Annotated in this window: 21 protein-coding genes and 1 tRNA gene; 2 read left to right on the forward strand and 20 right to left on the reverse strand. The window is 42.1% G+C overall.

The features are described from left to right. The first annotated feature begins 57 nt into the window (after positions 1-57). Entirely contained in the window at positions 58-1860 is a 1803-nt protein-coding gene (locus KDU71_RS02615) for a hypothetical protein (protein WP_212188342.1), read from the forward strand. A gap of 165 nt (positions 1861-2025) precedes the next feature. On the opposite strand, the gene KDU71_RS02620 is transcribed toward KDU71_RS02615, so the two are convergent. The 7 genes from KDU71_RS02620 to folB form a co-directional block, all read right to left on the reverse strand. Further along, positions 2026-2637, reverse strand: coding sequence for a hypothetical protein (locus tag KDU71_RS02620; RefSeq protein WP_212188343.1), 612 nt, complete (start codon positions 2635-2637; stop codon positions 2026-2028). A gap of 1 nt (position 2638) precedes the next feature. Continuing rightward, on the reverse strand, positions 2639-3520 hold the full coding sequence (locus KDU71_RS02625) for a DUF4747 family protein (protein WP_212188344.1): 882 nt from the start codon (positions 3518-3520) through the stop codon (positions 2639-2641). Between the two features lie 32 nt (positions 3521-3552). Beyond that, positions 3553-3867 (reverse strand): hypothetical protein, encoded by a 315-nt coding sequence (locus KDU71_RS02630; RefSeq protein ID WP_212188345.1) that lies wholly within the window; start codon positions 3865-3867, stop codon positions 3553-3555. A 69-nt stretch (positions 3868-3936) separates the two neighbouring features. After that, a complete protein-coding gene (locus KDU71_RS02635; protein ID WP_212188346.1) occupies positions 3937-5091 on the reverse strand; it encodes a site-specific integrase in 1155 nt (384 codons plus the stop codon). Between the two features lie 126 nt (positions 5092-5217). Continuing rightward, a tRNA-Cys gene (locus KDU71_RS02640) sits at positions 5218-5288 on the reverse strand. A gap of 50 nt (positions 5289-5338) precedes the next feature. After that, complete coding sequence (locus KDU71_RS23385) at positions 5339-5533, reverse strand: cysteine-rich CWC family protein (protein ID WP_212188347.1); 195 nt, start codon at positions 5531-5533, stop codon at positions 5339-5341. A gap of 1 nt (position 5534) precedes the next feature. Continuing rightward, positions 5535-5903, reverse strand: coding sequence for a dihydroneopterin aldolase (gene folB, locus KDU71_RS02650; protein ID WP_212188348.1), 369 nt, complete (start codon positions 5901-5903; stop codon positions 5535-5537). A 137-nt stretch (positions 5904-6040) separates the two neighbouring features. Between folB and KDU71_RS02655 the strand changes: the two genes are divergently transcribed. Then, a complete protein-coding gene (locus KDU71_RS02655) occupies positions 6041-7750 on the forward strand; it encodes a glutamine--tRNA ligase/YqeY domain fusion protein (protein WP_212188349.1) in 1710 nt (569 codons plus the stop codon). Between the two features lie 60 nt (positions 7751-7810). On the opposite strand, the gene KDU71_RS02660 is transcribed toward KDU71_RS02655, so the two are convergent. The 13 genes from KDU71_RS02660 to KDU71_RS02720 form a co-directional block, all read right to left on the reverse strand. Further along, positions 7811-8542, reverse strand: coding sequence for a sulfotransferase family 2 domain-containing protein (locus KDU71_RS02660; protein WP_212188350.1), 732 nt, complete (start codon positions 8540-8542; stop codon positions 7811-7813). Between the two features lie 160 nt (positions 8543-8702). After that, positions 8703-10235, reverse strand: a complete 1533-nt coding sequence (gene gltX, locus KDU71_RS02665; RefSeq protein ID WP_212188351.1) for a glutamate--tRNA ligase — start codon at positions 10233-10235, stop codon at positions 8703-8705. 353 nt (positions 10236-10588) lie between these two features. Continuing rightward, positions 10589-11437 carry a sugar phosphate isomerase/epimerase family protein gene (locus KDU71_RS02670; protein ID WP_212188352.1) on the reverse strand — a complete coding sequence of 283 codons (849 nt, stop codon included), beginning with the start codon at positions 11435-11437 and terminating at the stop codon, positions 10589-10591. Beyond that, on the reverse strand, positions 11434-12180 hold the full coding sequence (locus tag KDU71_RS02675) for a 3-keto-disaccharide hydrolase (protein ID WP_244828085.1): 747 nt from the start codon (positions 12178-12180) through the stop codon (positions 11434-11436). The genes KDU71_RS02670 and KDU71_RS02675 overlap by 4 nt, the downstream gene beginning before the upstream one ends. Positions 12181-12278: 98 nt before the next feature. Further along, positions 12279-13763 (reverse strand): Gfo/Idh/MocA family oxidoreductase, encoded by a 1485-nt coding sequence (locus tag KDU71_RS02680; protein ID WP_212188354.1) that lies wholly within the window; start codon positions 13761-13763, stop codon positions 12279-12281. A gap of 44 nt (positions 13764-13807) precedes the next feature. Further along, on the reverse strand, positions 13808-15358 hold the full coding sequence (locus KDU71_RS02685) for a Gfo/Idh/MocA family protein (protein ID WP_212188355.1): 1551 nt from the start codon (positions 15356-15358) through the stop codon (positions 13808-13810). Further along, complete coding sequence (locus tag KDU71_RS02690) at positions 15348-15839, reverse strand: DoxX family membrane protein (protein ID WP_212188356.1); 492 nt, start codon at positions 15837-15839, stop codon at positions 15348-15350. The genes KDU71_RS02685 and KDU71_RS02690 overlap by 11 nt, the downstream gene beginning before the upstream one ends. Positions 15840-16137: 298 nt before the next feature. Continuing rightward, positions 16138-18525 carry a glycoside hydrolase family 3 C-terminal domain-containing protein gene (locus KDU71_RS02695; RefSeq protein WP_212188357.1) on the reverse strand — a complete coding sequence of 796 codons (2388 nt, stop codon included), beginning with the start codon at positions 18523-18525 and terminating at the stop codon, positions 16138-16140. A gap of 21 nt (positions 18526-18546) precedes the next feature. Next, positions 18547-20268: an MFS transporter gene (locus KDU71_RS02700; protein WP_212188358.1), complete on the reverse strand. Its 1722-nt coding sequence runs from the start codon at positions 20266-20268 to the stop codon at positions 18547-18549. 22 nt (positions 20269-20290) lie between these two features. After that, a complete protein-coding gene (locus tag KDU71_RS02705) occupies positions 20291-21088 on the reverse strand; it encodes a glycoside hydrolase family 16 protein (RefSeq protein ID WP_212188359.1) in 798 nt (265 codons plus the stop codon). A 17-nt stretch (positions 21089-21105) separates the two neighbouring features. Next, a complete protein-coding gene (locus KDU71_RS02710; protein WP_212188360.1) occupies positions 21106-22554 on the reverse strand; it encodes an MFS transporter in 1449 nt (482 codons plus the stop codon). Positions 22555-22611: 57 nt separating this feature from the next. Next, on the reverse strand, positions 22612-23670 hold the full coding sequence (locus tag KDU71_RS02715) for a glycosyl hydrolase family 17 protein (protein WP_212188361.1): 1059 nt from the start codon (positions 23668-23670) through the stop codon (positions 22612-22614). A gap of 14 nt (positions 23671-23684) precedes the next feature. After that, on the reverse strand, positions 23685-24644 hold the full coding sequence (locus tag KDU71_RS02720; RefSeq protein WP_212188362.1) for a glycoside hydrolase family 17 protein: 960 nt from the start codon (positions 24642-24644) through the stop codon (positions 23685-23687). Positions 24645-24672: the final 28 nt, after the last annotated feature.

Here is a 24672-nt window from a genome sequence, read left to right on the forward strand (position 1 = left end):
AAATGGGGCTTCGCTCTATTCCAACCGAAGCCCCATAATAATTAAAATATTTTCCCTATGGTAACAATCAATAACTACGCAGAGAAAACAGCAAACATCAACTTTGCTAAACAACCTGACTACATCCAGGATGCTCATAAGGACTTTGCTGATTACGTAGAGTTCTACAACGATGATGATGAAATCAAAGGTATGTTGGATGAACATTTACGCCTGGTGAATAACATCATCAAAAAGGAATATTCAAAACCGGCCAGTGATAAAAAAGAGACCAAAACCGGTCAAAAAAAGACCAAAAGCGTTAAAAAACCGACGGAAAACGTAAAGAAAGTTGCGCAAAACGCAAATAAATCCACCAATAAGGCAAAGAAGCCTGTTACAAAAAAAGCCACTCCTGCACAAAAGGATGAAAAATGTAACAAGGTTGAGCCTGTAAAAACAGAGCATTTTACCGAAGATGTGCGTTTATTACGTAGGTTTGCCGGTTGTGTAGGTAAAGAGCGTCAAAGGCGCACTATCCTTACCATATACCGCGATTTTGAGCGAAGAATAACAGAGCGCAAAGCAAGCCGAACCAGTAAACATGCTGACCTGGTTGCCCAATGTTCCAGGAAACTGGCCAAACTGCTTGATGCAATGACTAAGCAGCACCTTACTCATGTCACGATGGAAGTTGATAAACAGTTCCAGGATAAAATTAGCCTGGCAACAAAAGAAGTGGCTATTCGCACATCGGTTAATCTGCTTAAACGCTTCGTTGGTATTGAGGGTGAGATTAAACCGGAAAAAAGCAAGGTAGAGCGCATTTTTAAAGCTTTTAAAACAGCATACGAACAAAAGAAGATTACAGAGAATGACTTCTACCAACATGAGCTTAATGTGGCCTATGGTGCCATGCGCAAATTTATAGAGGGTAAAGTCAATCACATTACCATTGAACCTACTCAATTAAGTGGCCTGGATAACTCCTTTGGCCTGGGAAAGACTAAAGCCACTGCCAGGAAAGAAAACAAGAGCAATGGTAGTGGCAAAGCAACCAGGAAGAAAACAAAACCACAACCAAAGCAATTAAACGGAATAGAGCCGGAACCAACTCCGGCCCCTGCTCCACAATCCGAACCAGTGGTAGTAAATCGTTTTCAGGTTGACTTGACAGAACACCAGGAGCCAACAGTATTTGAACCGGAAGAAGTTAACCAGGATAATGCGCAAGATGACCGCTCATTGAATGGCCTGTTCACTCCAATGGCGGACGTAGGTAAGGATAATCACTTTGAAAAAATTAACTTACCTGGTGACTTAGGCCGATTCCTTGGCTATGTAGAGCGATATGAATATTCTATTGTATTGCGAGGTGAAAAGGGAGCCGGTAAAACGCGCTTGACTTACCAAATGATGAACACCTTTGCTAAAGCAGGTTTTACGGTTGGAAGTTTCACCCTGGAAATAGGAAAGGATTCTAACCTGGTAACTGATATGCGAAACGAATATTTGTGTCCAACCATTGTGGATAAGGTACAAATCGCAGAATCTTGCCCTGGTGGCATTGACGACGTGAAAGCTGCAGCTAAAGTTTTTGATGTGGTGTTCATTGATAGTTGGGGTAAAATACCCAATGTTGACCAGGACGATTTTGATAGACTAAGAAAGGAGCATCCCGACACCATGTTTGTTGTTATCTTCCAATCCACCACCAACGGAACCGTTCGCGGTGGCTCAAAGGCCGAATATGATGGAGGTATGGTTATACAGGTGCAAAAAGGTGGCCGCGCCATATGCGAAAAGAACCGGTACAATGGTGAGGACTTAACCTACCTGGTATTCCAACGCAAACTGGAAGAGCCGGAACCGACTGAATAAATCACAATCACCTATAAATCAAAAGCCACCCTTACGAGTGGCTTTTTCTTTTTTCCCGATTAGTAGAACGATTATTCTATCATTCTTTGCAATATTATGAAAAATAAAACAAAGTTTCTACTATATCATTAAATATATGTCATTAACACTATTATCACCTATTTTTTAGCTGTTTTTACTAAAATAATGAAACAGTTGACTGAAAGAAAAAACATTTAAAACAATTTTTGGAATCAATGCTACTGAGTATATTGAGAAAAACAACAAAATAAATGCCGTAAAATTATTCGCCATATTTATGCCATGTTGACTCAAATCAAACAAGTTAACACTCCCAAAACTCCTAATGAAAATATGCAATATAAAAGCAATCCCAAAGGTTGTAGCTTGTATCAAAACACTCATTGCAAATGTGCCTCCTATAGTTTGAAAAAGGCTAAAATTATTAGTTCCTTTTGCAGCACGGATTTTATCAAGAACAGACTTATCGCCGAATCCAATAACTAATGCGTAAGCACCTATATTAAATCCTAAAATACTTGGAAATGTACTCAACAATAACTCCTTAATACTTACAATCAGTTCGTAGCTTTCAAAACCAAAAACAAGTTGATTAAAGGACATTAATGCAATTGCAGAGATTAAGGCAAACCAAAAATACCCGCTTTCAATAAAGCCCATAAATCCACCATAAATTCTAAAAAGGGTGGATAAGCTTACATGGTGTTGCTTCCATTCTTTTTCTTGTTCAGGTGTAAGCCCTTTGGGTGGTTTCATATTATTCTTCTATAAGGTCATTACCTACATCGGATGATTCTTCCGGCCTAAAAATACTTAATATTTTCAAATAAATATCTTTAATGAAATTTGAATTAGTTGTTTGTATTTCATACACTTGAGGGCTTTCTTTTGTTGTAACAGTAGGTTTTGGAGTATGATTCTCCTGATCCCATGCTGAAATCTCACCATTATCTAAGGCTATACCGGCAAGGGGATTTAAAATATCATTCTCCATCAAATTAATACTATCTTTTTTGTCACTAATTGCAGTTATATCATACTGTTGTGTATGAGTCGCCTTCATATTCGCTTCAATAGCTTGCATGAGTGGAGAATTGAAAGAATCACTATTAGACACTGACATTCTAATTTTGACTTTTCTTAATGACTGACCTTGAAGAAAATCTGTCACAAAAGTTTCTGATGTTTTAACTGACAATTCAATCTTTTCATTATCAGAAAGTAAGCCATCAAAACTTTTTCTAACAAACTTTTTAAACCAATTAATATCAACTTTTTCAGTCTCAATAAATGCAAATCTATGAGCTTTGGGTACAAAAATGAATTTTGCCCACTGAGGATCATTATAATGTTGTTCTTCTGTAACAACTGGAACTAACACATCATCTTCATCTTTTTTATAACTCTCTTCAGCTTTCTTAGCTTTTACAACATTTCCAAAGTAAAAAACATCGTCAACTTGCTCTCTTTTGGCAAATGAGTCCATAATTCCAACATATTTACCCAGGTTAACCATTCTTCCTTTGGCAAACATACGCTCTATAAGCTCGGAATATACTTCTGCAGATGTCTCTCTAACAGATATAAGCTTTATATTTAATACCTTAAAGCTTAAGTTCACATTGTCTTCATAAGTCATTATTCGTAAATTTTAATCGGGTGGAAAAAAGATTATAAATAGAGATTGCTAAATAATTGTAGAGCAAATCCTATTATAAGTAATGCTAGGCCAATCTTTGACCAAATAACGTATTTTGAATTATAATTTTTAACATGTCTTCTTACAATATCCCTGCTCACAATATCACTTTCATCATCTCCAATCATGTCAACTTTTGAGCGCTGATATCTTTGATCAATGTACCTAGATGGTACACCTGAAAAGAAAAGAATAATGGCACCTATTATATCTAAAGACAACCCCACAGATGAAAGGCATGCTTTAGTATAGATAATTTCGTAATAAAAAGATAAAAGTTCATTCATTTTTTAAATATAATCATATATCTAAAAATATTATAAATGTAACTAATGATTTTATACGTTACCTCTGAACTATAGTATAAGCCTAACATCCTTAGCAATCTTCATATGCAATACCTTTGCATAATGTTTTTGTGTAACATGTATATCTGAATGTCCAAGTAATTTACTCACTGTTTCTATGGGTACATCCTTATTGAGCAGCAAGGTTCCATAAGTTTTGCGGCCCACATGAGTGGTTAAACGTTTCCGGATGCCAACTTCAACTGCTATTTTTTTCAATGCCTCATTGTACTTTTGATTGCTGAGAACTGGCAATTTAAACTCATATTTGCGCAAAATCTCTAATACTTTCTTCACTACCGGTATCACACATTCAGCAGTTTTAACTTTTGATCTGGTGATATTGATCCACATGGAGCCATTATCATCTCTTACTAGGTGAGTGGCACTGAGTTTTTTTAAATCAACGTATGCCAGGCCGGTATAACACTGCACAACAAACATATCAGCAGACCGCTGCAAAGTATCGCAGAATTCATGCTTTATTATCTTGTTTAGCTCCCATTCTTCCAGGTAAATTACTTGCGAATCTTCCTTATATGGTATCTTGTATTCCTGGGCATAGTTTCGGTCAATATAACGCCTGTTAAAAGCGTATTTCAGCGAAACTTTAATAAAGCCAAATAGTTTCCTGGTATAACCAACCGAATAACCTTTGCCATTAATGAAGTTATTCGCTAACCGGTCCAGAAAGTAAGTATCACAATTGGTTAATCGGATATTAAGCGCATCAATATCTTTTAAAGCTTTACTGATAGTATCAATAAAGCGTTCGTGTAGTCTTAACTTATCAGCTTTGGAATACATTTTATAGTATTCTTGCGCATAATCATTCAAAAGCTCAACCAGGAATACTATGCGTTTTTTTTTAGTGTTAAGAAGTGCCTTTAACTCTAACGCTGTTGGTGTAACATCATTGTTTAGCACCTGGTCATAGTACAGTTTGGTAAGCTTGTGGCTAAGCTGCTCAAGTTTTCTATTAGCTATACTGGCAAAATCACTAACGCCTTTAACCTTATATTTTTTCCCATCCCACTCCTCTTCTTTACATCTTACCCCAGTAGAAAACTCTGCTCTCTCACCATTAATCGTAATCCTGCAATATATCGGTATCTCGTTTTTTTTGTTTGCCTTGTTTTTGACTGCCCAAAAAATCAAGTTCATTGTAACACTCCAAAGATTAAAATTCTTAGAATTTAATCCCGTTCTCTTCCCCTTTTATATAACGAAAAAAGACCTTTATCCATCATGAATAAAGGTCTCTGAATTTGTCCGGATTTAACTCCTGGGAGGTTCCTGGCGGATTCGAACCGCCGTACACGGTTTTGCAGACCGTTGCCTAGCCACTCGGCCAAGGAACCGTCGTGTTTCGGGTTGCAAAATAAGTAATAAATTATTTTCTGAGCAAATTTTATTTCCTCTTTTGCCCATATAATTTCAGGCAATCGGGACATAAGCAACCTTTGTATTTCTCACCCAACACTTTAAGATTCTCGCCTGTCACAATATATTCGTTACACCAACAGGGCGAATCGGCTTCAGCGTGACAAAAAAACTCAGCACCACAGCGTGGGCATACCTTTGTAATGACTCCAATATCTTTCATTTTACCTGCTAAATGTTACACTCACACACTTCATCTGTCCACCCATTGGCGGATTCATCTTTGATACCTTTACCGTTGCTTTTAGTAGCTGAGGGAAGCGCTCATAGATTCCATCAATAATGCGCTTATTAAGATGTTCGAGCAGATGTGAATTCTGCATGATTTGCTCGCGCACAATCTCATATACACTGACATAGTTAAGTGCATCGTTGATATTATCGGTTTGGGCAGCTATGGTGCAATCGGTCTCCAATGTTACTTTCACCAGAAAACGGTTTCCCACCACCTGCTCTTCTTTAAAACAGCCATGATAGGCATAAAACTCCATTTCCTCCAGTTCAATCACACCAATCATTTGCGTCTCTTCCATGGTTTTGTATTTTTTTGGCGAAAATACTGTTTTATCATCGAATCATCAGATTTTTAAGTCGAAAAACAATTACTTTTGTGCCTGATGTTCACACATCTCAAAAAGCAAATACTATAATAGACAAAATACACGAGCAGATGGAATTGAACGAAACGCCGAAAACGAATTTCATTCATCAGGAGATTGACAAAGATTTAAGTGAAAACAAAAACGGAGGAGCTGTACTAACCCGTTTCCCTCCAGAGCCCAATGGCTATCTGCACATCGGGCACGCAAAATCTATCTGCCTGAACTTTGGCCTTGGCAAACACTACAAAGGTGGTACCAACCTGCGTTTTGATGATACGAACCCTACCAAGGAAGATACTGAATACGTAGAATCAATTAAGGAAGACGTAAACTGGCTGGGCTTTCAGTGGAAAGATGAGCCTAAGTTTACCTCCGACTATTTTGAGCAACTATACCAATGGGCTGTTTTATTTATTAAAAATGGCAAGGCCTATGTAGATGACCAGAGTGCCGAAGAGATTGCTGCACAAAAAGGAACACCTACCATGCCTGGTCAGGAAAGTCCATATCGCAACCGCAGCGTTGAAGAAAACCTGGATTTATTTGAGCGCATGCGTAAAGGGGAATTTAAGAACGGTGAGCGCGTACTGCGTGCCAAAATTGATATGGCTTCGCCAAACATGCACATGCGTGACCCCTTGATGTACCGCATCATACATGCTCATCACCATCGCACAGGCAATGACTGGTGCATTTACCCAATGTATGACTTTGCCCATGGGCAGGGCGACTTTGTGGAGGGCATCACCCACTCTATCTGCACATTGGAATTTGAAGTACACCGTCCATTATACAACTGGTTTCTGGAACAAATATTAGAGTTTCAACCTGAGTTAAAAGAGCAGGCGCGTCCTCGTCAGATTGAATTTGCCCGACTGAACCTCAACTACACCGTAATGAGTAAGCGCAAGCTGCTTCAACTGGTGAATGAGAAGTATGTGGCTGGTTGGGATGATCCACGCATGCCTACTATTTCGGGTTATCGTCGAAGAGGATACACCCCTGAGTCGATTCGCCGATTTGCAGAACAGATTGGTGTGGCTAAGCGCGAAAACGTGATTGATGTGGCCTTATTGGAACACTGCATCCGTGAAGATTTGAATAAAAAAGCACCTCGCGTTTATGCCGTATTAGATCCGGTTAAGGTAATCATCACCAATTATCCTGAAGGCCAGGTGGAATGGATGGATGCCATCAACAACCCTGAGGATGAAAGCATGGGTTCTCGCCAATTACCATTTAGCCGTGAGATATACATCGAACGCGAAGATTTTATGGAGAATGCACCCAAGAAATTCTTCCGCATGGATGTGGGCCGCGAGGTACGTTTGAAGAATGCATACATTGTAAAATGTGAGGGCATTAAAAAAGATGAGAACGGTGAGATTACAGAAATTTACTGTACCTACGATCCGGATACCAAGAGCGGTATGGAAGGAAGTAACCGGAAGGTGAAAGGCACATTGCACTGGGTAAGCATTGAGCACGCGAAAACTGTTCAGGTGAAACAATACGACCGCCTGTTTATGGATGAAGAACCGGATGGACATAAGGACAAGGACTTCCTTGAGTTTCTGAATCCAAACTCACTTTCGGTTATTAACACGGCCTATATAGAGCCTAATTTCAAAGATGCAGGTGCTAAGTTTGATGATGGCATTGAGCGCTACCAATTCCAGCGCCTGGGCTATTTCTGTATTGATAAAGATTCTACAGAGGAGAATGTTGTTTTCAACCGCACGGTGACATTAAAGGATTCGTGGGCTAAGAAGAAGTAGTTCAAGACTTAAGATTCCAGATATAAAACTAAAATCCCGCTTTCGAAAGGAGCGGGATTTTTATAGCTCTGTTTTATAATTCAGTTTTTCGAAGTCTTCTCTATAGGCCTTAAGGATGTTCTGCTTACTATCTTCGCAATAGTATTGCTTATAATACTCATGCTCGGTGGTGTTCAATCGAGGAAACTCAAACTCCAGCTGCAGGTGTTGTTTAATTACCTCCACATCCTCATGGATATTCTCCAGCCGGGCAATAAAATCTGTCAATAAACTATCTCGATTACTGATATACTTTAACTGCGGAAACAGGTAGCCTTCATAAGTATTAAAGCTGGAGCAATCCTTTTTGAAATCAATTTTGTTGATGTGATAAGTAAACTCCCTGAAGCTCATTTTTGGATGAATCCATTTGTTCTGCTTAAAATAAAAGAAAGAGGAAACAGTACGGTCATATGGGTTGCGAACAATGGCAAATCTAAACGCCGATTGATGAAATGATTCATTAACCAGATTCTTAGCCCGTAAATGGGAATAATTAAGCGGTCCAAACGACACCAGTCCTTTATTGGGGAAATAAAAGCGAACAGCAGCTTCATTGTCAAGGTACTGCATACCATGTGGCTTAAGCGCCTGATACATGCTGGTTCCGCCATTCTTCGGAATCCAGATAAATACTGCATCTTTAACGGTAGGATATTGCCGCCTGTACTGCCGCTTATAATAGCCTGTTCGCCGTTTTATCTTATTAACAATTTCAGGAACAGACCACCTTTTCACATCTCTCTCTGCCATATAAAAACCTGTTTGATATACAATATTACACAATTATTAAGAGCTAAAACAAAAGGCTTAAGACATAAGAGAGAAGACATGTGGCCACTTCCATCTAAAACGGAAAATCCCGCACCTCGTGAGATGCGGGATTCTGTATTGTTGTGGCTATAACCATTTGTTAGCGAATATTCTCAACAGCAGCTTTAAGGCGCTGAATCGTTTCTTCCTTACCAATCATCTCGGCAATTGTCATCAGGTCAGGACCAAAGCCACCACCCACTAAAGCCAGACGGAAGGCATTCATCACCAAACCAAAGCCCAGTTCTTTCGCTTCAATCTGCTCGGCTATGGTTGCTTTAATGGCATCGGCCTGCCAGTTATCCAGCTGCTCCAATACGGGTACTAGTTCTGTCATAAAAGCCGGCACATCACCCTTCCAGCGCTTCTTCACCACCTTACCATCGTATTCAACAGGTGCCTCAAAGAAAAATGAGCACTGCTCCCACAGCTCACTCACGAAGTTAACGCGCTCTTTAACCAGGCCAACCACTTCCGACACATATCCATTTTCACGTTCATGACCGCGTTCCTTCAGCTCGGCCTGGAACAGCTTTGCCAGCTCCTCATTGGATTTGCGCACCAGATGCTGCTGATTGAACCATCTTGCCTTATCCGGGTCGAAGCGGGCACCCGACTTATTAACCCGCTCGATGGAGAATAACTGAATCAGCTCATCCATTGAGAACAACTCCTGCTCAGTTCCGGGGTTCCATCCCAATAGAGCCAGCAGATTAACCACCGCTTCAGGGAAGTATCCGCTTTCGCGATAGCCGGCCGCAATGCCATCTTCCAACTGCCAGTTCAATGGGAATACCGGGAAACCACCTTTATCACCATCGCGCTTCGATAGTTTTCCTTTACCGGTAGGCTTCAGAATCAGTGGCAAATGTGCAAACTGTGGCATGGTATCTTCCCAGTTCAATGCACGGTACAGCATGACATGTAAAGGAGCTGATGGCAACCATTCTTCACCTCTAATTACATGAGTAATACCCATTCTATAATCATCTGTTACATTTGCTAAATGATATGTTGGCAGATTATCTGAACTTTTATAAATAACTTTATCATCCAAATTATAAGTTTGGAAATGCACTCGTCCCCTTACTAGATCATCAAAATAGATTTCTTCATTCTTTTCTGGCATTTTAAACCTTACAACATATGGTTCTCCATTATTAATTCTTTGATGAACAAACCTTTTATCCTCAATATTTAGTGAATTATCAAGTTGTCTTCTGGTTTTAACATCATAAGAAAACTTCTCTTTTCGCGATTCAGCTCTTTCACGCAATTTCTCAAGTGATTCAGGTGTATCAAAAGCATAATATGCATGTCCACTTTTTATCAACTTATCTACATATTGCTTGTATGACCTTTTTGATTGTCTGTAAGAACGTTGATGTCCTTTTTTATGCCTCACTCCAACTCCTTCATCTACCTTCATTCCTAACCACCTCATACTCTCATTGATATACTCTTCGGCCCCCTCAACAAAACGCGTTGAATCGGTATCTTCAATGCGAAGGATAAAATCGCCCCCGTGCTTTTTGGCGAACAGGTAGTTAAACAATGCGGTACGAACACCACCAATATGCAATGGTCCGGTTGGACTCGGTGCAAAGCGCACACGTACTTTACGAGTTGTCATATGTTGTTTTTTTTTGCAAAGATAGTTTTAAAATGTTGATTTGTTAATTGTATGATTTGGTTAGTTGTGGATAATATCAAGATCGCTTTTACATGAAGACCTTGCTGCAGGTTGCAGGAACCATTAACAGAAACCTAGGAGACGTCCTGCAGATTGCAGGAGCAGTTAACAGATACTAAGGATGAGTCATGCAGGTTGCAGGAACCATTAACAGATGCTGAGGATAAGTCCTGCAGGTTGCAGGGAGTCATTCTATGAACAAAAAATTGGACCTGACTGCCTGCGAGAACGATTTCATAAAAAAAGAGGTTGCCCCAAAGATGAACAACCTCTCGACTTAAACATGAACTAAACTATTTGACGTAAGGTGCTTCCATCAAAAATGAAAGACTGCGCTCAACACTCTCCAGTGGAGGGTAATTGTAGCGCTCCACCTCAACAATAATGTCTTTCATACCTGCTAAAGCGGCTTTTTTAAAGATGGGTTCAAAATTCATCTTTCCGCTCTGCCCCAGCTCCATCTCATCTTTCACGTGCCATAATTCAAAGCGTTTCGGATACTGTTCAAAATAAGCGGTGGCCTCTTTTCCGCCTTTCATAATCCAGTACAAATCGAGCTGAAACATCACTTTGTCCGGATCAGTATTTTGCAACATGTAATCGTATCGCACCATGCCATCCACCTCCTCAAACTCCTTGTCGTGGTTATGGTATCCAAAACGAATGCCTTTAGCATTGCATTTTTCTCCTACAGCATTAAAATAATCGCAGTAGCGCTTCAAATCGGCTAGCGAACCATAGCCCTTTTTATCCATCGATGCCTGAACGATGTATTTAACGCCTGCTCTAGCATGAGCGTCGATACACTTATCCCACCATTGCATGGTTGCTTCCCACTGCTCTTTATCGGGCAAGGGATGACCACAATGCGAAGCAGTAAAACTCAGTCCATTGCTGCTTAACAGCTTGTTAAATTTTTCTGGTGACATACCATAAAACTGACCATCTGAGTAACCGGCCGCCTCCACAAAGGCGTAGCCCATCTCGCCCAACTGCTTAATCGTGGCTGCGGCATCCTTTTTCATATCATCGCGCACCGACCACAACTGGATGCCGATGCTTTTTTCTGCTTTTTGAGCACATATATTCATAAGCGTCAAAGTAATTAAAACAATGCCCATAATGGCAAGGTGGCGTATCATAATTCTTTGATTTTTATATTACGGAACCACACATCATCGCCATGATCCTGAAGTCCAATGTAACCTTCACTAGCCACATCGGCCCAGGTTGGATTAAGCCCCGGAAACTTACTGCCGGCCACCAACTCATTCCACTCTGGAGTCCACAGATGGTATTCAACCACTGTTTCACCATTCTGCATATGCCATACCGAACCCTTGTATACTTTTATCTCCACCGAATTCCACTCGCCGGCAGGCTTGGCATTCTGAGGTACAGCAGGGTACAGATCGTAAAGTGAACCAGCCTGGCGGTTACCGGCAATACCAGCTGCGGCATCAGGATGCTTCTCATTATCCAGAATCTGCATCTCCGGAGCTGTTTTCCAGATGTAATCCAATGAGTCACTTTCCTGTCCCAGGTAAAAAATACCCGAATTACCACCCTCAGAAATTTTCCATTCCAGTTTCAGATGGAAGTTACCAAATTTTTTATCGCCATAAATAATATCACCTCTGTCTTTTCCACCTGCTTCTCCCCTACCAGAGCCAGGACAGTGGAGCGTACCGTCTTCAGTAATATCCCAACCGTCGGGGAAGGTGGTTTTACCATAGTTGCGCCAGCCATCAGTCGTTTTTCCATCGAACAACAACTGCCAGCCATCGGCTTTCTCTTCTTTTGTTAGTGTGTTAACTTCCTGCGTTTTATCACAACATGAGCTTAGTATCACTGCTACTAAACTGATTAAAAATAGATTCTTCATTTTTATTAGATTTTTTTGCGCTTCGGCCATTCTGGCGAACACGCTTTTCTTTAGTTTGATATTGATCTTATAATTCTTCGGTTCAACTACTCTACATATTAAACTGGCATGTCCGGCAGTGTCCAGCCGTTGCGGTAAGTGTGCTTAATAAGTTCATTGGCAAAGGCATTGGCATTAACCGGCTCGGTCCATTCTTTGTCAAAAGTAGGATGCCCATCGTGTATCTTAAAGCCATCACTTATCACTGTGCGGATGGTTTCGTCATCGCCAATATTTGTGAATCGCATATTTTCACCATCCCACTCCAGCTCTTTGTTGAGTGACTGCAAACGAACGGCCAGTACACCCATCACCACCATCTCATTAAAAGGTCCGGCCTCGCTAAATGGCGATAAGGTTTCAACTCTGGTTTCGGGTGATTCTTTACAAGCTCTTACCCAATCCATCTCATGACTGGTTGTAATACGCGGTAATGTTTTGGGCACATTTGGTGTTCTACCCGAAAGCAGCCAAGGATCGCGACCATAGCATCCACAAACCAGTGTATCTTTTGAGCCGTGAAAGAGCACACCACCTCCGTGGTGATTCATATCTTTTCCTGCTGGCCATCCGTCTGGTTTAAGGGGCTGTAAACCGCCATCGTACCAATGCACTTCTACTTCGGGCATGTTTACCTTCGGCAGGCTCTTGCGTTCAGGAAATACCAGTCGAACTTTTTGGGCCACAGGAGCCGCATCTGTCAGTAACAAGGTTGAGCTGCCCTGCGCTTTTATGGGATAGCCCAGATTGAGCCCTTTAAACACCGGATGCAGAATATGACAGGCCATATCTCCCAGCGCACCTGTACCAAAATCCCACCATCCACGGAAATTCCAGGGCGTATAAATCTCATTAAACGGACGCATCTTAGCTGGTCCAACAAACAAATCCCAATTCATGGTTTCGGGTATGGGCTGTACTTCTGTCGGGCGATTCAGCCCCTGTGGCCATATGGGGCGGTCAGTAAACGCTTCCACTTTACGCACCTCTCCGATCTCACCATTGCGAATCCATTCGGTAGTGGTTGCCACACCATCGCCCGATGCTCCCTGGTTACCCATCTGCGTTGCCACCTTGTATTTGGCTGCCAGTTTGGTTAGTAAACGTGATTCATATACGGTGTGAGTCAGCGGCTTCTCAACATACACATGCTTACCCATGGTAATGGCCGTAGCCGCAATGATGGCGTGCGTATGGTCGGCCGTGGCTACCACCACTGCATCAATATCATTGCCCATTTCGTCTAGCATCTTACGCCAATCCCAGTAGCGTTTAGCCTTTGGAAAGTACTCGAAACAGCCTTTGGCATATTTCCAGTCCACATCGCACAATGCTACAATATTTTCACTTTCGACAGCCTTCAACACACCAAAGCCTCTTCCGCCAACACCAACTCCGGCAATATTCAGTTTGTCATTTTTCGATTTCCGGCGACTGTTCATGGCCACAACAGAGGGCATCAAGGTCAGACCCGCAGCAGCCAGTCCTGCATTGGATATAAACCTGCGCCGGTTCATTTCATAGATTTTTTCCTTTTTGTTCATGTTTGATAATGTAAGGTGATTAATACTGAGTTTATAAAGGGTAATTATATCAGTTGTTCTTTATCGGCATCCCAATACACTTTGCGATTCTCACGATAGGCAATAGTAGCCATGTGTGCGGTAACAGCCTCTTCAAAGGCTTGATGAATATCGCAACTGGGCTGCTTGTTGCTTCGTATGCCATTGAGCCATTCTTTAATGTGCAGATGCGCCGTATTGACTCGCTTACCCTTCACATGGGTGTATAACAGACCTCTGCTGGCAAAATATTGCTCAGTTGCCGAGCTATAGCCATCCAGGCTGTTTTTACCTGGCTGATAGGTAATCATAGGCTTATCGGGTGAAATCAAGCCGGCATCAAGCTGCTTGCGGTACTGTGTCGAACGGTTATCGGGATACACCTCCAGTACATTTTCCATTTTCATGGTGGCATCGTGCCCCATCAATACTTTACCACGGTAATGATCATTTGCCAGAGAGGCACTGTACATGAAAGTCAGGTCACGCTCAGGGTATTCAAACACCGCCTGAAATACGTCAGGTACTTCACGGCCATCTTTATAAAAATAGATACCGCCCGATGCCACTGCCGAATGCGGTATCCCCAGCTGCATCACCTGGTTAATGGCATCGTACTCATGAGTCAGCAGGTCGCCGGCCAGCCCTGTACCATAGTCCCACCAGCAACGCCAGCGAAAGAAACGCTCGGCACTAAACGGATGATTATTGGTTGGCTCAATAAATTGTTGCCAGTCGATGGTTTGTTCATTAGCATCGGGATGAATAGGATATACCCAGGCACCATTGGGGTCATTTCGGTTGGTACATACCTCAATGAGGGATATTTTTCCAAGCACATTTTTATCAACTAACTGCTTTGCCTTTTTAAAACTGGCCGTTTGCCGCCCCTGGTGTCCTAACTGAAAAACAACGCCCGACTCTTTAACCGCTTTACGAAGCGCAAACGCTTCCTCGATGGTGCGGGTCAAACCTTTTTCGATATAGATGTGTTTACCTGCCTTGGCGGCATCAATGCCCATTTGAGCATGCCAGTGGTCGGGTGTGGCAATAATCACCGCATCTATATCTGCGGCTGCCAGCAAATCGCGATAATCAGTATAGCGTTTCACCTTCGAGGACACCTCGTTTAACTCCGTTGATTTTTCTTGGTTGCTGCACGACAACAGGGCTTCTTTGGCATTAACATCGAAAATGTCGCATACTCCACGTATCTCAATATTCAGGTCATCCTGCTCTATAAAATCTCCATAACGGGTATCAGATGAGTTAAGCTGAGCTTGCTCGTACCAATGCTTTAGCGTATTGGGATGCGCAAAACCTGCTGCTTCCAACAAGTACCTGCCACGGCCACCTGCACCAATAATACCCAGCCTGATAGTTTGCCCATTGGAAATTGAGGCCGGTTCGGGATCATCATATAACTTCAGCCCCAGCTCATCAGCCATGTTGAAGCTATGTTGTTTTTGATAGTCGGTTTTTTTAAGCAGAGCATATGCAAATGCCCCTAACACAGGTACTGTTGCCAGTGTTTTGACTATATCTCTGCGGGAGTAGCTTCGTTTATTATCGTCCATGGGTATTGCTTTTGTTGAATATCAGGCGGTCGAGACCAATCACCTGGCTGGTAGGAATGGCATAAAGTACTAAAAGCAGAAGGGTAAATATCAGATTCTTATCTACCCATAAAGCCTGCTCAGAACCAGGCATCAGCTGTGCTGCAATAGTGGGTGGGTGGGCCAGGTAATATAGAAATACCAGCAAGGCTCCTGCCAGAGAAGCAATGCGCGCCAGTGTGCCTGTGATCAGGCCTACTCCTATGGCAATTAATCCCCAAACATTAAGGAAATTAGTTACATCAAGACTAGTGGAATTTCCAGCCAGTGAATGAAAGAAGCCTGAAAAGACACCTTCTGTACTCATTAAAAAACCGAAGGCACTCCATCCGGGATGAATTAATTTGATTATACCTTCATAGAGGAAATACCATCCGGTAAGCACGCGCAAGCCAACCATGGCGTACAGTTGAAAGGTATTCAAAGAAAATGGGTTATTCATTTTATTGGTCAATTGTATGATTAGTTTAGAGGATGTAAAATAGAAACAATTACAACTTAAACAAATACTAATCAATCAAATAACCATATTATCTGAACATTTTGAACATACGTCAACCACTTAACAATAGCAACTAACATAAGCCAGGCTGCCAAACAAGGAAGTATGGCACATACTAATGAGGTAAAAGTAAGCCCGCCTGAATTTGAATCTGCGATTATTATTTTATTCTATTGTTTAATACTGTTCTAAAACAATTAACGGGCTTACTCTTTTACTTATTGACTAATACAATTTATCAGAAAGAAACATTCTCCACCTCCTTAAACGTCCGGTAACTGGGCGCATAAGTAATGTTTTTACAACGCTCAATCAGTTCATTCACTTGCTCATGAGTAATTTCATTGTTGGTGATGTAGGGAAACTTAATCATCGGATGTTCCATAAAGAATCCGGGAATATTAGCTTCATCCATGGTTTTGCCTTCCGGTACCCAGCCATTAATCCAGTTTGGCATGTATTCTTTCAGTAATTCGCGGGTTTCTGTATTATCCCATAGCTCTTTGGCAAAAGTATATTTATCCACCATCATTGGTACTTGCTGAGTGGATTCCAACTCAAACTGTGCTTTCAAACGAATATCGCGCGATGAGGCCGCTGCCATAACTTCAAAACTGCCACTCTCTGCAATCCACATATCCCGTTTGGCATCATAGTATGAGAAATCGCGACCGGACAGCTCGAAGCTCACTTCTTTCGTTTCGCCCGGTTGCAGTTCAACTTTAACAAAGTGCTTTAGCTCTTTTTCAGGGCGTTGCAGGGTACTTTCAAGGTCGCTGACATAAAGCTGTACTGTTTCTTTACCTGCTATTGCACCTGTATTCTTTACTTTTAAGCTGACTACCAACGCATCCTTATCGCTTATTTTTTTAGCGGACAATTGAATATCGGAATAATCAAATGTGGTGTAAGACAATCCATGACCAAAAGGAAACAGTGGTTCAATCTGCTTCTCATCGTAATAGCGATAGCCCACAAAGATACGCTCACCATAGAGCACATTGCCCTGCTCACCCGGGAAGTCAAAGGCAGCAGGCGTGTCAGCCAGTTTAACAGGGAATGTTTCTGCCAGCTTACCAGAAGGATTGACGGTTCCAAACAATACATCGGCCACAGCTCCTGCGCCTGCCTGTCCACCCAACCAGGTTTCTAATACTGCAGGTACTTGCTCAATCCAGGGCATAGCCACTGCACTGCCATTGGTTAAAACAGCCACTGTGTTATTCTGTATTTTTGCCACTTCAGCTATCAACTGATTATGTGCAGCCGGCATATCAATGTGTTTGCGATCAATGCCTTCCGACTCATAATGCAACGGTAATCCAGCAAAAACCAAAGCGACATCAGACTCTTTTGCCAATTGCACAGCTTCCTCAATCATGGTGAAATCATTATCATCCTTCAGGTTATAACCCTGGGCATAACTTATTTTCACTCCTTTACCATATTCCTTTTTGATGATATCCAACACATTATCCAATTGGGTCGGCTTCACCTCTGAACTGCCGTTACCCTGGTAGCGCGGATTAGCTGCAAACTCACCAATGATGGCAATCTTTTTGTATTTATCTTTACTCAAAGGCAGCACAATTTTATTGTTTTTAAGCAATGTAATGGCCTGCCCATGTACCTCGCGAGCAAATTGATGATGCTCCTCCTCCTTTTGATCAACATCTTCTTTATCAAGCGACTTGGCTTTTAATACCACCATCAGTATTTCTTTCACCAGATTATCAAGAACCGCTTCATCTAATTCGCCCTCCTGAACTGCTTTAAGCAGTATCTCATCATTAACACTGCTCACATGCGGCATTTCGATATGCATGCCTGCTTTAAGAGCCGCTACACGATCCACCACCGCAAACCAGTCAGATATGACAATCCCTTCAAAACCCCACTCTTCTTTCAATAAGTTGGTTAGCAGATACGGACTTTGCGTACCATACTCGCCCTGCACCCTATTGTAACAAGCCATTACCGTCCATGGCTGCGCCTTCTTAACGGCAATTTCAAATGGTGTCAGGTAAATTTCATGCAGCGTGCGTGTATCCACATCGGAGTTCATAAACATGCGCATGGTTTCAACATTATTAGCCACAAAATGCTTGAGCGAAGTACCCACGCCCTGACTTTGCACACCATTGATGTAAGCTGCTCCCAATTCACCCGACAGAATAGGATCTTCAGTGAAATATTCGAAGTTGCGGCCACCTAATACCGAACGCTTGATATTGACGCCTGGCCCCAGCAATACATTCACACCTAAAGCCTGACATTCCTCCCCCAAAGCTTGTCCCACTTTGTAAATCAAATCCGTATCCCAGGTGGCGGACAAAGCTGAGGCCGTTGGGAAACAAGTGGCCGGATGCTGATCGCCATAACCAGCTTTGTTGGTAGCAGGAGCCCGTCTTAGGCCATGAGGTCCGTCAGCCATCCATATCCATGGAATATCCAGTCGTTCGATGGGTTCGGTACTCCAATCGTCGCGACCAGAACAAAGCGAAACCTTTTCCTCGAGCGTCAGTTCAGACATCAACTTATTTACTTTATCTTCCAACTCTTTATCCTGAGCTGATAATGACAATGCGGCCATAAACACAAATGTTAGTATACCTACAAGTCTCATATCTTAGTTTATTTTGTTGATTTATTCAATACCTATCTGATTTCTTCGTTCCTCCAGGTCTGCCTGCATTTGCTTACTCGTTTTTTTATCGATGGTGTAAAAGAACAGTAATGCAGCACAGGACATGTACAAGATGCCTGGTATCACCGAAATCATTAACTTGATACCTGCAATAGTTTCTGCCGTCTGAACAGCATTAGCTTCGAACTTAAACAGTACCAGCAGCCACCCGGCTAAAGCACCACCAATACCCCATCCGGCTTTTTGTGCAAAGGTAGCAGCTGAAAATACCAATCCAGTTGCTCGCTGCCCTGTTTTCCACTCGGTGTAATCGGCTGTATCGGCCAGCATCGTCCATAATAGTACAACTGCAGGAGCATACGTGAATTTGGCAAGCACATTAAAAGTGTATATCAGTGTGTAATCTCCGGCTTCAGGAATATACAGCAAGGCAAAGAAAATACCTGATAGAATAGTACTCGCCATGAACACATTGCGGTTGCCAAATTTTCGTGCCAATGGTTTAGCTATTGGCAGGCCAATAATGAGGGCAACACTGCTTACCACATTAAACAGCTGCACATTTTCTTCGGTACCAATGTAGTACTTAAAATAGTAGGCAATCGATAAGTTCTGTAAGGCAAACATTATGAAGGACACAATCCCTACAAGGGCCAGCACGACCCAAGGCCTGTTCGACCCAAGATTTTTAATATCGGACCAGATGCTTTGATTCGGATTACGTGGTGGCGCTACCCTTTCTTTGGTTGAAAAGAAAGTGATGAGGAAAAATACCACACTCATAAAACCAAGAACGATAAGCGTATATTGATACCCTTTAGCTTTGTCCACCAGGTTATCATTTGCCCTAACATCAATGACTGACTCGCTTATTCTGGTATCGATATAATGCACATCCTCGCGGGCAAGCGGATAAGGTATAACACCCGCTTCTTTGACCTGTTCTTTTATGGCAGTTGAGTCAAAAGCTACTACTACACCGCCATAGTCAAGCGTGTCATTAGGTGAAGGTGACACAACAACATATACCACACCTTCTGTAATATTATTATCAGCATCCTCAATGGTATATATCAGGGTATCAATTCCTGCAAATCCGGCATTAAGCTGATATTTGAGGCTGTCATTGTTAATAACTTCCACATATCCGCCTTTGGTTTGTGGTTCATTGACTTGAGTGGTAAACTCGCCCTTACCAAAATAAATAGCCATTGAAAGCGCCAGACCAGTAACTATCAGCTGTCCCGAGAACGCACTAATGAAACGGTAAGTATTAATGCCGGCCCTTTCATTGGAGTCGGATGTCATGACTGCCATTAATGATGAATATGGCAGGTTGATGGCTGTATAGGCCGTCATCAGTAAGAAATAAGTAACGGCGGCCCAAATAATTTTACCAGTATAACTCAGGTCTGGCGTGGTAAAGGTTAACACAGCCAGTATAGCATAAGGCACAGCCGTATACAAGATATATGGTCGAAACTTTCCCCATCGTGTATTGGTGCGATCGGAGATAATACCCATCAGTGGATCGTTTATCATATCCCACACACGGGCAATGAGCATGATAGTACCCGCTGCCGCTGCCGAAATACCAAAAGTATCGGTATAAAAAATGAGGATCCAAAAACCCACCATGTCCCATACAAAATGGGAGGCTGTATCGCCCAGGCTATAGCCCAGCTTTTCTTTAAACGATAATTTAGACGCTGTTTTATTCATTTTGTATGGTTTAATTGGGTATCTATTTCTGGTAAATTCTTACATAATCCACTTCCATTGTTTGTGGGAAAACTATGGTATCGATGCCTTCAACACTTCCCCATGCGCCACCTACTGCCAGGTTCAACAACAAATAAAAAGGTTTCTCGTATGGCCATTTATCTTCACCCAATCCTTCATTGGCATAGACAAAGTACTGTTGGTCATCCACAAAAGCTTTTAAAGAATCAGCTGTCCACTCAAGTGCATAGGTGTAAAATAAGCTATCTACATGAGGAATCTTAACCGTTGCCGTTTGCTGTGTACCAGCCTGCCACTGATAGTCTTTGGAATGAGCAGACGCATGAATGGTTCCTAAATCATAGCCCACATGTTCCATGATATCTATCTCACCAATATTGGGCCAGTTTCCGTCGTTGAAGGTCCAGCCGCCAGGCATCATCCATATGGCCGACCAGGTACCAATCCCTTTGGGCAGCTTTGCTCTGACTTCTAAGCGACCATGCTGCCAGTCGGCTTTTGACATTAAGCGGGCTGATGTAAATTCCTTCCCTTCATAAGGTTCATTGACCGCTATGATGTGTAGTTTCCCATCCTCTACCCAGGCATTCTCTTTGCGAGCCTTGGTATAAAACTGTGCTTCATTATTACCCCATCCGTGAGGATTGCCTTCCTGATCATAAGCCCACTTGCTTGAATCGGGCAAACCCACGTAATCGAATTCATCCTGCCAAACCAGTTTGTACTCATTATATTCCTGACAGGCTGATAGCCAAACCAGAATAACGATGCTAACAGCTACAATATTGAATCGTGTCATGTTCTAAAATATTTAAATTATGCCTCTCCCTGGTGTTTCACTTTCCCTCTGCGTGCAATTAGCTTGTTTTTTATTTCATTCGCCTTTTCTTCAGTTATATCGTAATTCTTCATCACGACGATGGCAATAACTCCGAATAGGATGGGTATAACTATGTCGGCAATGCGGAGCCTTGTCATGGCCTCGGCCGACTGCACTTTTATGTCTTCATTAAATCCGATATAATGCAACACTACACCACTTACAAACATGGCAATTGATTGGCCAATCTTTGTCATCCACCAATACACGGCACCAAACATGGCCTCACGGCGTTCACCGGTATTTAGTTCATCTAAATCACACACATCGGCTGTCATCGACATCATTAGTGTAAATAAACTCCCAATACCAAAAGATAAGAACGGAATAGGCATAAACATCAGCCATGGCATTTCTGGATAATTAAATCCCCACCATTTTAATATATAGCCCACAAAGGATATTAATGTAGCAATAATGAAAGCGTTCTTTTTCCCGTATTTTTCGGCAATTTTAGTAATGATAGGTATTACAATAAACATGGTACCCAAGGCACTGACCGACCCAAAAAGGCCAACCCAGATATTGGCTGACTCCTGATTACCATTAAACCAGAAGTAGACAATTATATACATAGCGAATTGCGCAATAATCTGAAAACCATTAAATATAAGAAAGGTGGCTGCACATAATCTTAAAAAGGGCTTATTAACAATGGTGAGTTTAATCCCTCTGAAAAATTCCTTGATATTTTCCTTTAATTCTTCTTTGGATAAATTATGCTTACTTTCCTGTTCAGGGACGATTATTTCTTTATTGAAGAATGCCGGCAGGATTCCCAGAACCATACAAATTGCCCCTACCCATATGGCAATTGTTTTGGCTCCTTGAGGAGCACTTTCAAAAATTGTTGGCTCATATATAATCACCCAAAGCCATGGCGCAATGACCCAGGCTATTTGTCCCATAAACTGTGAAATTGCCATCAATCGGGTGCGCTCATTATAGTCAGGTGTCATTTCATAACCTAACCCAATTAAAGGTGTAGCGAAAATGGTGTAACCGATGTAAAAGAAGATGGAGACAATTAAAAAGTAGAAGAAATTGTAAAGCTCTGAATTTTCAGGATTTAATTGCCACATAATCATATATGAAACACCGGCAATCACACTTCCTATAAAAATATAGGGTTTTCTTCTGCCCCATTTCGACTTGGTATTATCCGAAATATATCCCATTAAAGGATCTGTAAGGGCATCAATAATTCTTGGCACGGCCAACAGGGTGCCCACCAATATTGGATTCATACCCAGCGACATGACCAATACAGCCATACACATTGTCAGAGCTGCCGGAAATAGTTGATTGGCCAAATGGCCCGAACCAAAGGTTATTTTCTGAATAGTAGGAACTTTGTCTTCCTTTGCTATTTTAATGGCGTTCATAGATTTTTTCTTTAGTTAGTTGATATGGATGTATGGGATTTTCCGATTAAGTGTCTGCTATTGCATCATGGCTTTTTTAGGTGTTCTATCTATATTAAACAGCCCCCAGTGTTTTTCAGCACCTAAGGGGTTATCAGGGTTTCCTTTCCAGTCTTCATCAAAAGCCTCAAAAAAGAAAGTGGTTATATTCATTTCTTTTGCCCAGTTCATTAGCTCGTTGTAATAGCGCAACTGCTTTTCTTCGCTGGCACGTTCACCAAATTCTGAGGCCACAGAAGCCCAGCCGGCCTCACTGATGACAATCCTACAATTTGGCAGTGCCTGTCGCACTTTTTCTACATTAGCAATCGAATAGGACAATGCTTCATCAATATCTTTTCCTTCCCATACCGGGTATAAATGAATGGAAATAAAATCAAGCTCACGAGCTAATTGTTGACCCTTTGCCGCCCACCATTCATAGTTTTCGGCTACTGTAACGGGTTGTTTTACGGCCGCTTTCACTTTTTGGCAATAGGCAATAATGGAATCTGTTTCCACCAGATGATCATTCCAGTCTACTAAAGCTTCGTTGCCCACATTAACGGCCGCCACAATGCTTGGATATTGGTTAGCCAGTTGGATGCCCCGCTCAATTTCCTGTTGGTTATCCAGCCTGTTTTTAGTCAACACCTCATCGGCAATAGGTTCTGTCAGCCATGAACAGCCCTCATGGTTGCTCAGTTCGGCTTTTAGCCATATGCCCAGCATGACTTTGACAGGTAGTGAATGCTCTTTAATTATTCGGAGCACAGTCGCAGAATTCTCCTGTGAATCATACACGCGAATCAGGTTAAAAAGAGAGTCCTTGCTGATTATCTGTAAATCCTCCAGTATCTGTTTATCGGTCGGCCAAACCGCACCATCACCTCTATCAGGATGCTGTCCTGTTCTGAAACCGGAATAGCAAACAGCCCTGTGGGTGCCTGCCAGCAAGTCACTTGGTTGTTGCAGAACCGCTGGTGTTTCTTTTACAGGCGACTCCTGCTCTTCTGCTATATCCCTTTGAATTTTACACCCTACAACACTGAACATCAGGGCACTGATTAAAACAACTGCTTTTATACGATTCATCATGTGTTTAAATTTTCTCAAACTCTAGATTTTTTCATTTCTATTAATTCGGGATATAGTTCCTGCATCACTTTCTTTGGCTTTCTATCGACAGTGAATAATCCCCAATGTTTCTCAGGCTCCATGGGTTCTGGCGAGCCTTTCCATGGCTCATCGAAAGCTTCAAAAACAAAGGTCATTACTTCCTCCTGCTCACTCCAGTTCACCAAATCATTATAATACACCTCTTGTAACTCTTCACTCACATTCCAGGGCTCAATACCTCTCCCATTTGAATTAGTAGCCCAGCCAGCCTCGGTTATCACAACAGGTTTGTGTGGATATTTTTCGGCCACGCCATTGTAATTCTGACGGGTATATTCCAGGGCCTCATGTATGTTTTTATACTCCCACACCGGATATGTGTGGATGGAAATAAAATCCACTTCTTCGGCCAGTGCCTTAAGTTTGCTATGCCATGGCAGATAATTCTCACAAAATGTTACAGGCTGGCGGGCTCCTTTCTTCACCATTCGCACATAATCAATCACTGAATCAACCGACACATAATGGTCGGTCCAATCCACCGTTGCCTCATTGCCAACCGAAAGCGAAAAGATGATATCAGGATACTGATTGGCCTGCGTGATGAGCTTCTCAATCTGTTTTACATTTCTTACCTTATTCTCTTTGAGTTGTTCCTCGGCATATATACCTCCCCAGGGACACCCATGGTTATTGACTTCTGCACCTATATAAGCTCCCAGCATCACCTGAAAGTCCAGTTTCTCTGTACGAATCACATCCAGCACCAAGTCTGTTTGTTTATCGCAATCGTACAAACGCAGGTACTTCCAGTTTTTAGAAAGAATCAGTAAATCCTCCTTTACCTGGTCATAATCTGGAAACACACCTGTATCCGGGCTTTGCCCATGACGAAAGCCCGAATAGCAAATGGCATTCCCCGATTTAATATTTATTAATTCACTTAATTTCATTTCGCTCTCTTCCAATCCCCCAAATGAC

It is taken from the genome of Carboxylicivirga sediminis (assembly GCF_018156225.1).
Taxonomy (GTDB): Bacteria; Bacteroidota; Bacteroidia; order Bacteroidales; family Marinilabiliaceae; genus Carboxylicivirga; species Carboxylicivirga sediminis.

Excerpts from the sequence above, each read along its gene's own strand:
- KDU71_RS02615 (WP_212188342.1), top strand. The coding sequence starts at position 58 with ATGGTAACAATCAATAACTACGCAGAGAAAACAGCAAACATCAACTTT.
- KDU71_RS02620 (WP_212188343.1), bottom strand. The coding sequence starts at position 2,637 with ATGAAACCACCCAAAGGGCTTACACCTGAACAAGAAAAAGAATGGAAG.
- KDU71_RS02625 (WP_212188344.1), bottom strand. The coding sequence starts at position 3,520 with ATGACTTATGAAGACAATGTGAACTTAAGCTTTAAGGTATTAAATATA.
- KDU71_RS02630 (WP_212188345.1), bottom strand. The coding sequence starts at position 3,867 with ATGAATGAACTTTTATCTTTTTATTACGAAATTATCTATACTAAAGCA.
- KDU71_RS02635 (WP_212188346.1), bottom strand. The coding sequence starts at position 5,091 with ATGAACTTGATTTTTTGGGCAGTCAAAAACAAGGCAAACAAAAAAAAC.
- KDU71_RS23385 (WP_212188347.1), bottom strand. The coding sequence starts at position 5,533 with ATGAAAGATATTGGAGTCATTACAAAGGTATGCCCACGCTGTGGTGCT.
- folB (WP_212188348.1), bottom strand. The coding sequence starts at position 5,903 with ATGGAAGAGACGCAAATGATTGGTGTGATTGAACTGGAGGAAATGGAG.
- KDU71_RS02655 (WP_212188349.1), top strand. The coding sequence starts at position 6,041 with ATGGAATTGAACGAAACGCCGAAAACGAATTTCATTCATCAGGAGATT.
- KDU71_RS02660 (WP_212188350.1), bottom strand. The coding sequence starts at position 8,542 with ATGGCAGAGAGAGATGTGAAAAGGTGGTCTGTTCCTGAAATTGTTAAT.
- gltX (WP_212188351.1), bottom strand. The coding sequence starts at position 10,235 with ATGACAACTCGTAAAGTACGTGTGCGCTTTGCACCGAGTCCAACCGGA.
- KDU71_RS02670 (WP_212188352.1), bottom strand. The coding sequence starts at position 11,437 with ATGATACGCCACCTTGCCATTATGGGCATTGTTTTAATTACTTTGACG.
- KDU71_RS02675 (WP_244828085.1), bottom strand. The coding sequence starts at position 12,180 with ATGAAGAATCTATTTTTAATCAGTTTAGTAGCAGTGATACTAAGCTCA.
- KDU71_RS02680 (WP_212188354.1), bottom strand. The coding sequence starts at position 13,763 with ATGAACAAAAAGGAAAAAATCTATGAAATGAACCGGCGCAGGTTTATA.
- KDU71_RS02685 (WP_212188355.1), bottom strand. The coding sequence starts at position 15,358 with ATGGACGATAATAAACGAAGCTACTCCCGCAGAGATATAGTCAAAACA.
- KDU71_RS02690 (WP_212188356.1), bottom strand. The coding sequence starts at position 15,839 with ATGAATAACCCATTTTCTTTGAATACCTTTCAACTGTACGCCATGGTT.
- KDU71_RS02695 (WP_212188357.1), bottom strand. The coding sequence starts at position 18,525 with ATGAGACTTGTAGGTATACTAACATTTGTGTTTATGGCCGCATTGTCA.
- KDU71_RS02700 (WP_212188358.1), bottom strand. The coding sequence starts at position 20,268 with ATGAATAAAACAGCGTCTAAATTATCGTTTAAAGAAAAGCTGGGCTAT.
- KDU71_RS02705 (WP_212188359.1), bottom strand. The coding sequence starts at position 21,088 with ATGACACGATTCAATATTGTAGCTGTTAGCATCGTTATTCTGGTTTGG.
- KDU71_RS02710 (WP_212188360.1), bottom strand. The coding sequence starts at position 22,554 with ATGAACGCCATTAAAATAGCAAAGGAAGACAAAGTTCCTACTATTCAG.
- KDU71_RS02715 (WP_212188361.1), bottom strand. The coding sequence starts at position 23,670 with ATGATGAATCGTATAAAAGCAGTTGTTTTAATCAGTGCCCTGATGTTC.
- KDU71_RS02720 (WP_212188362.1), bottom strand. The coding sequence starts at position 24,644 with ATGAAATTAAGTGAATTAATAAATATTAAATCGGGGAATGCCATTTGC.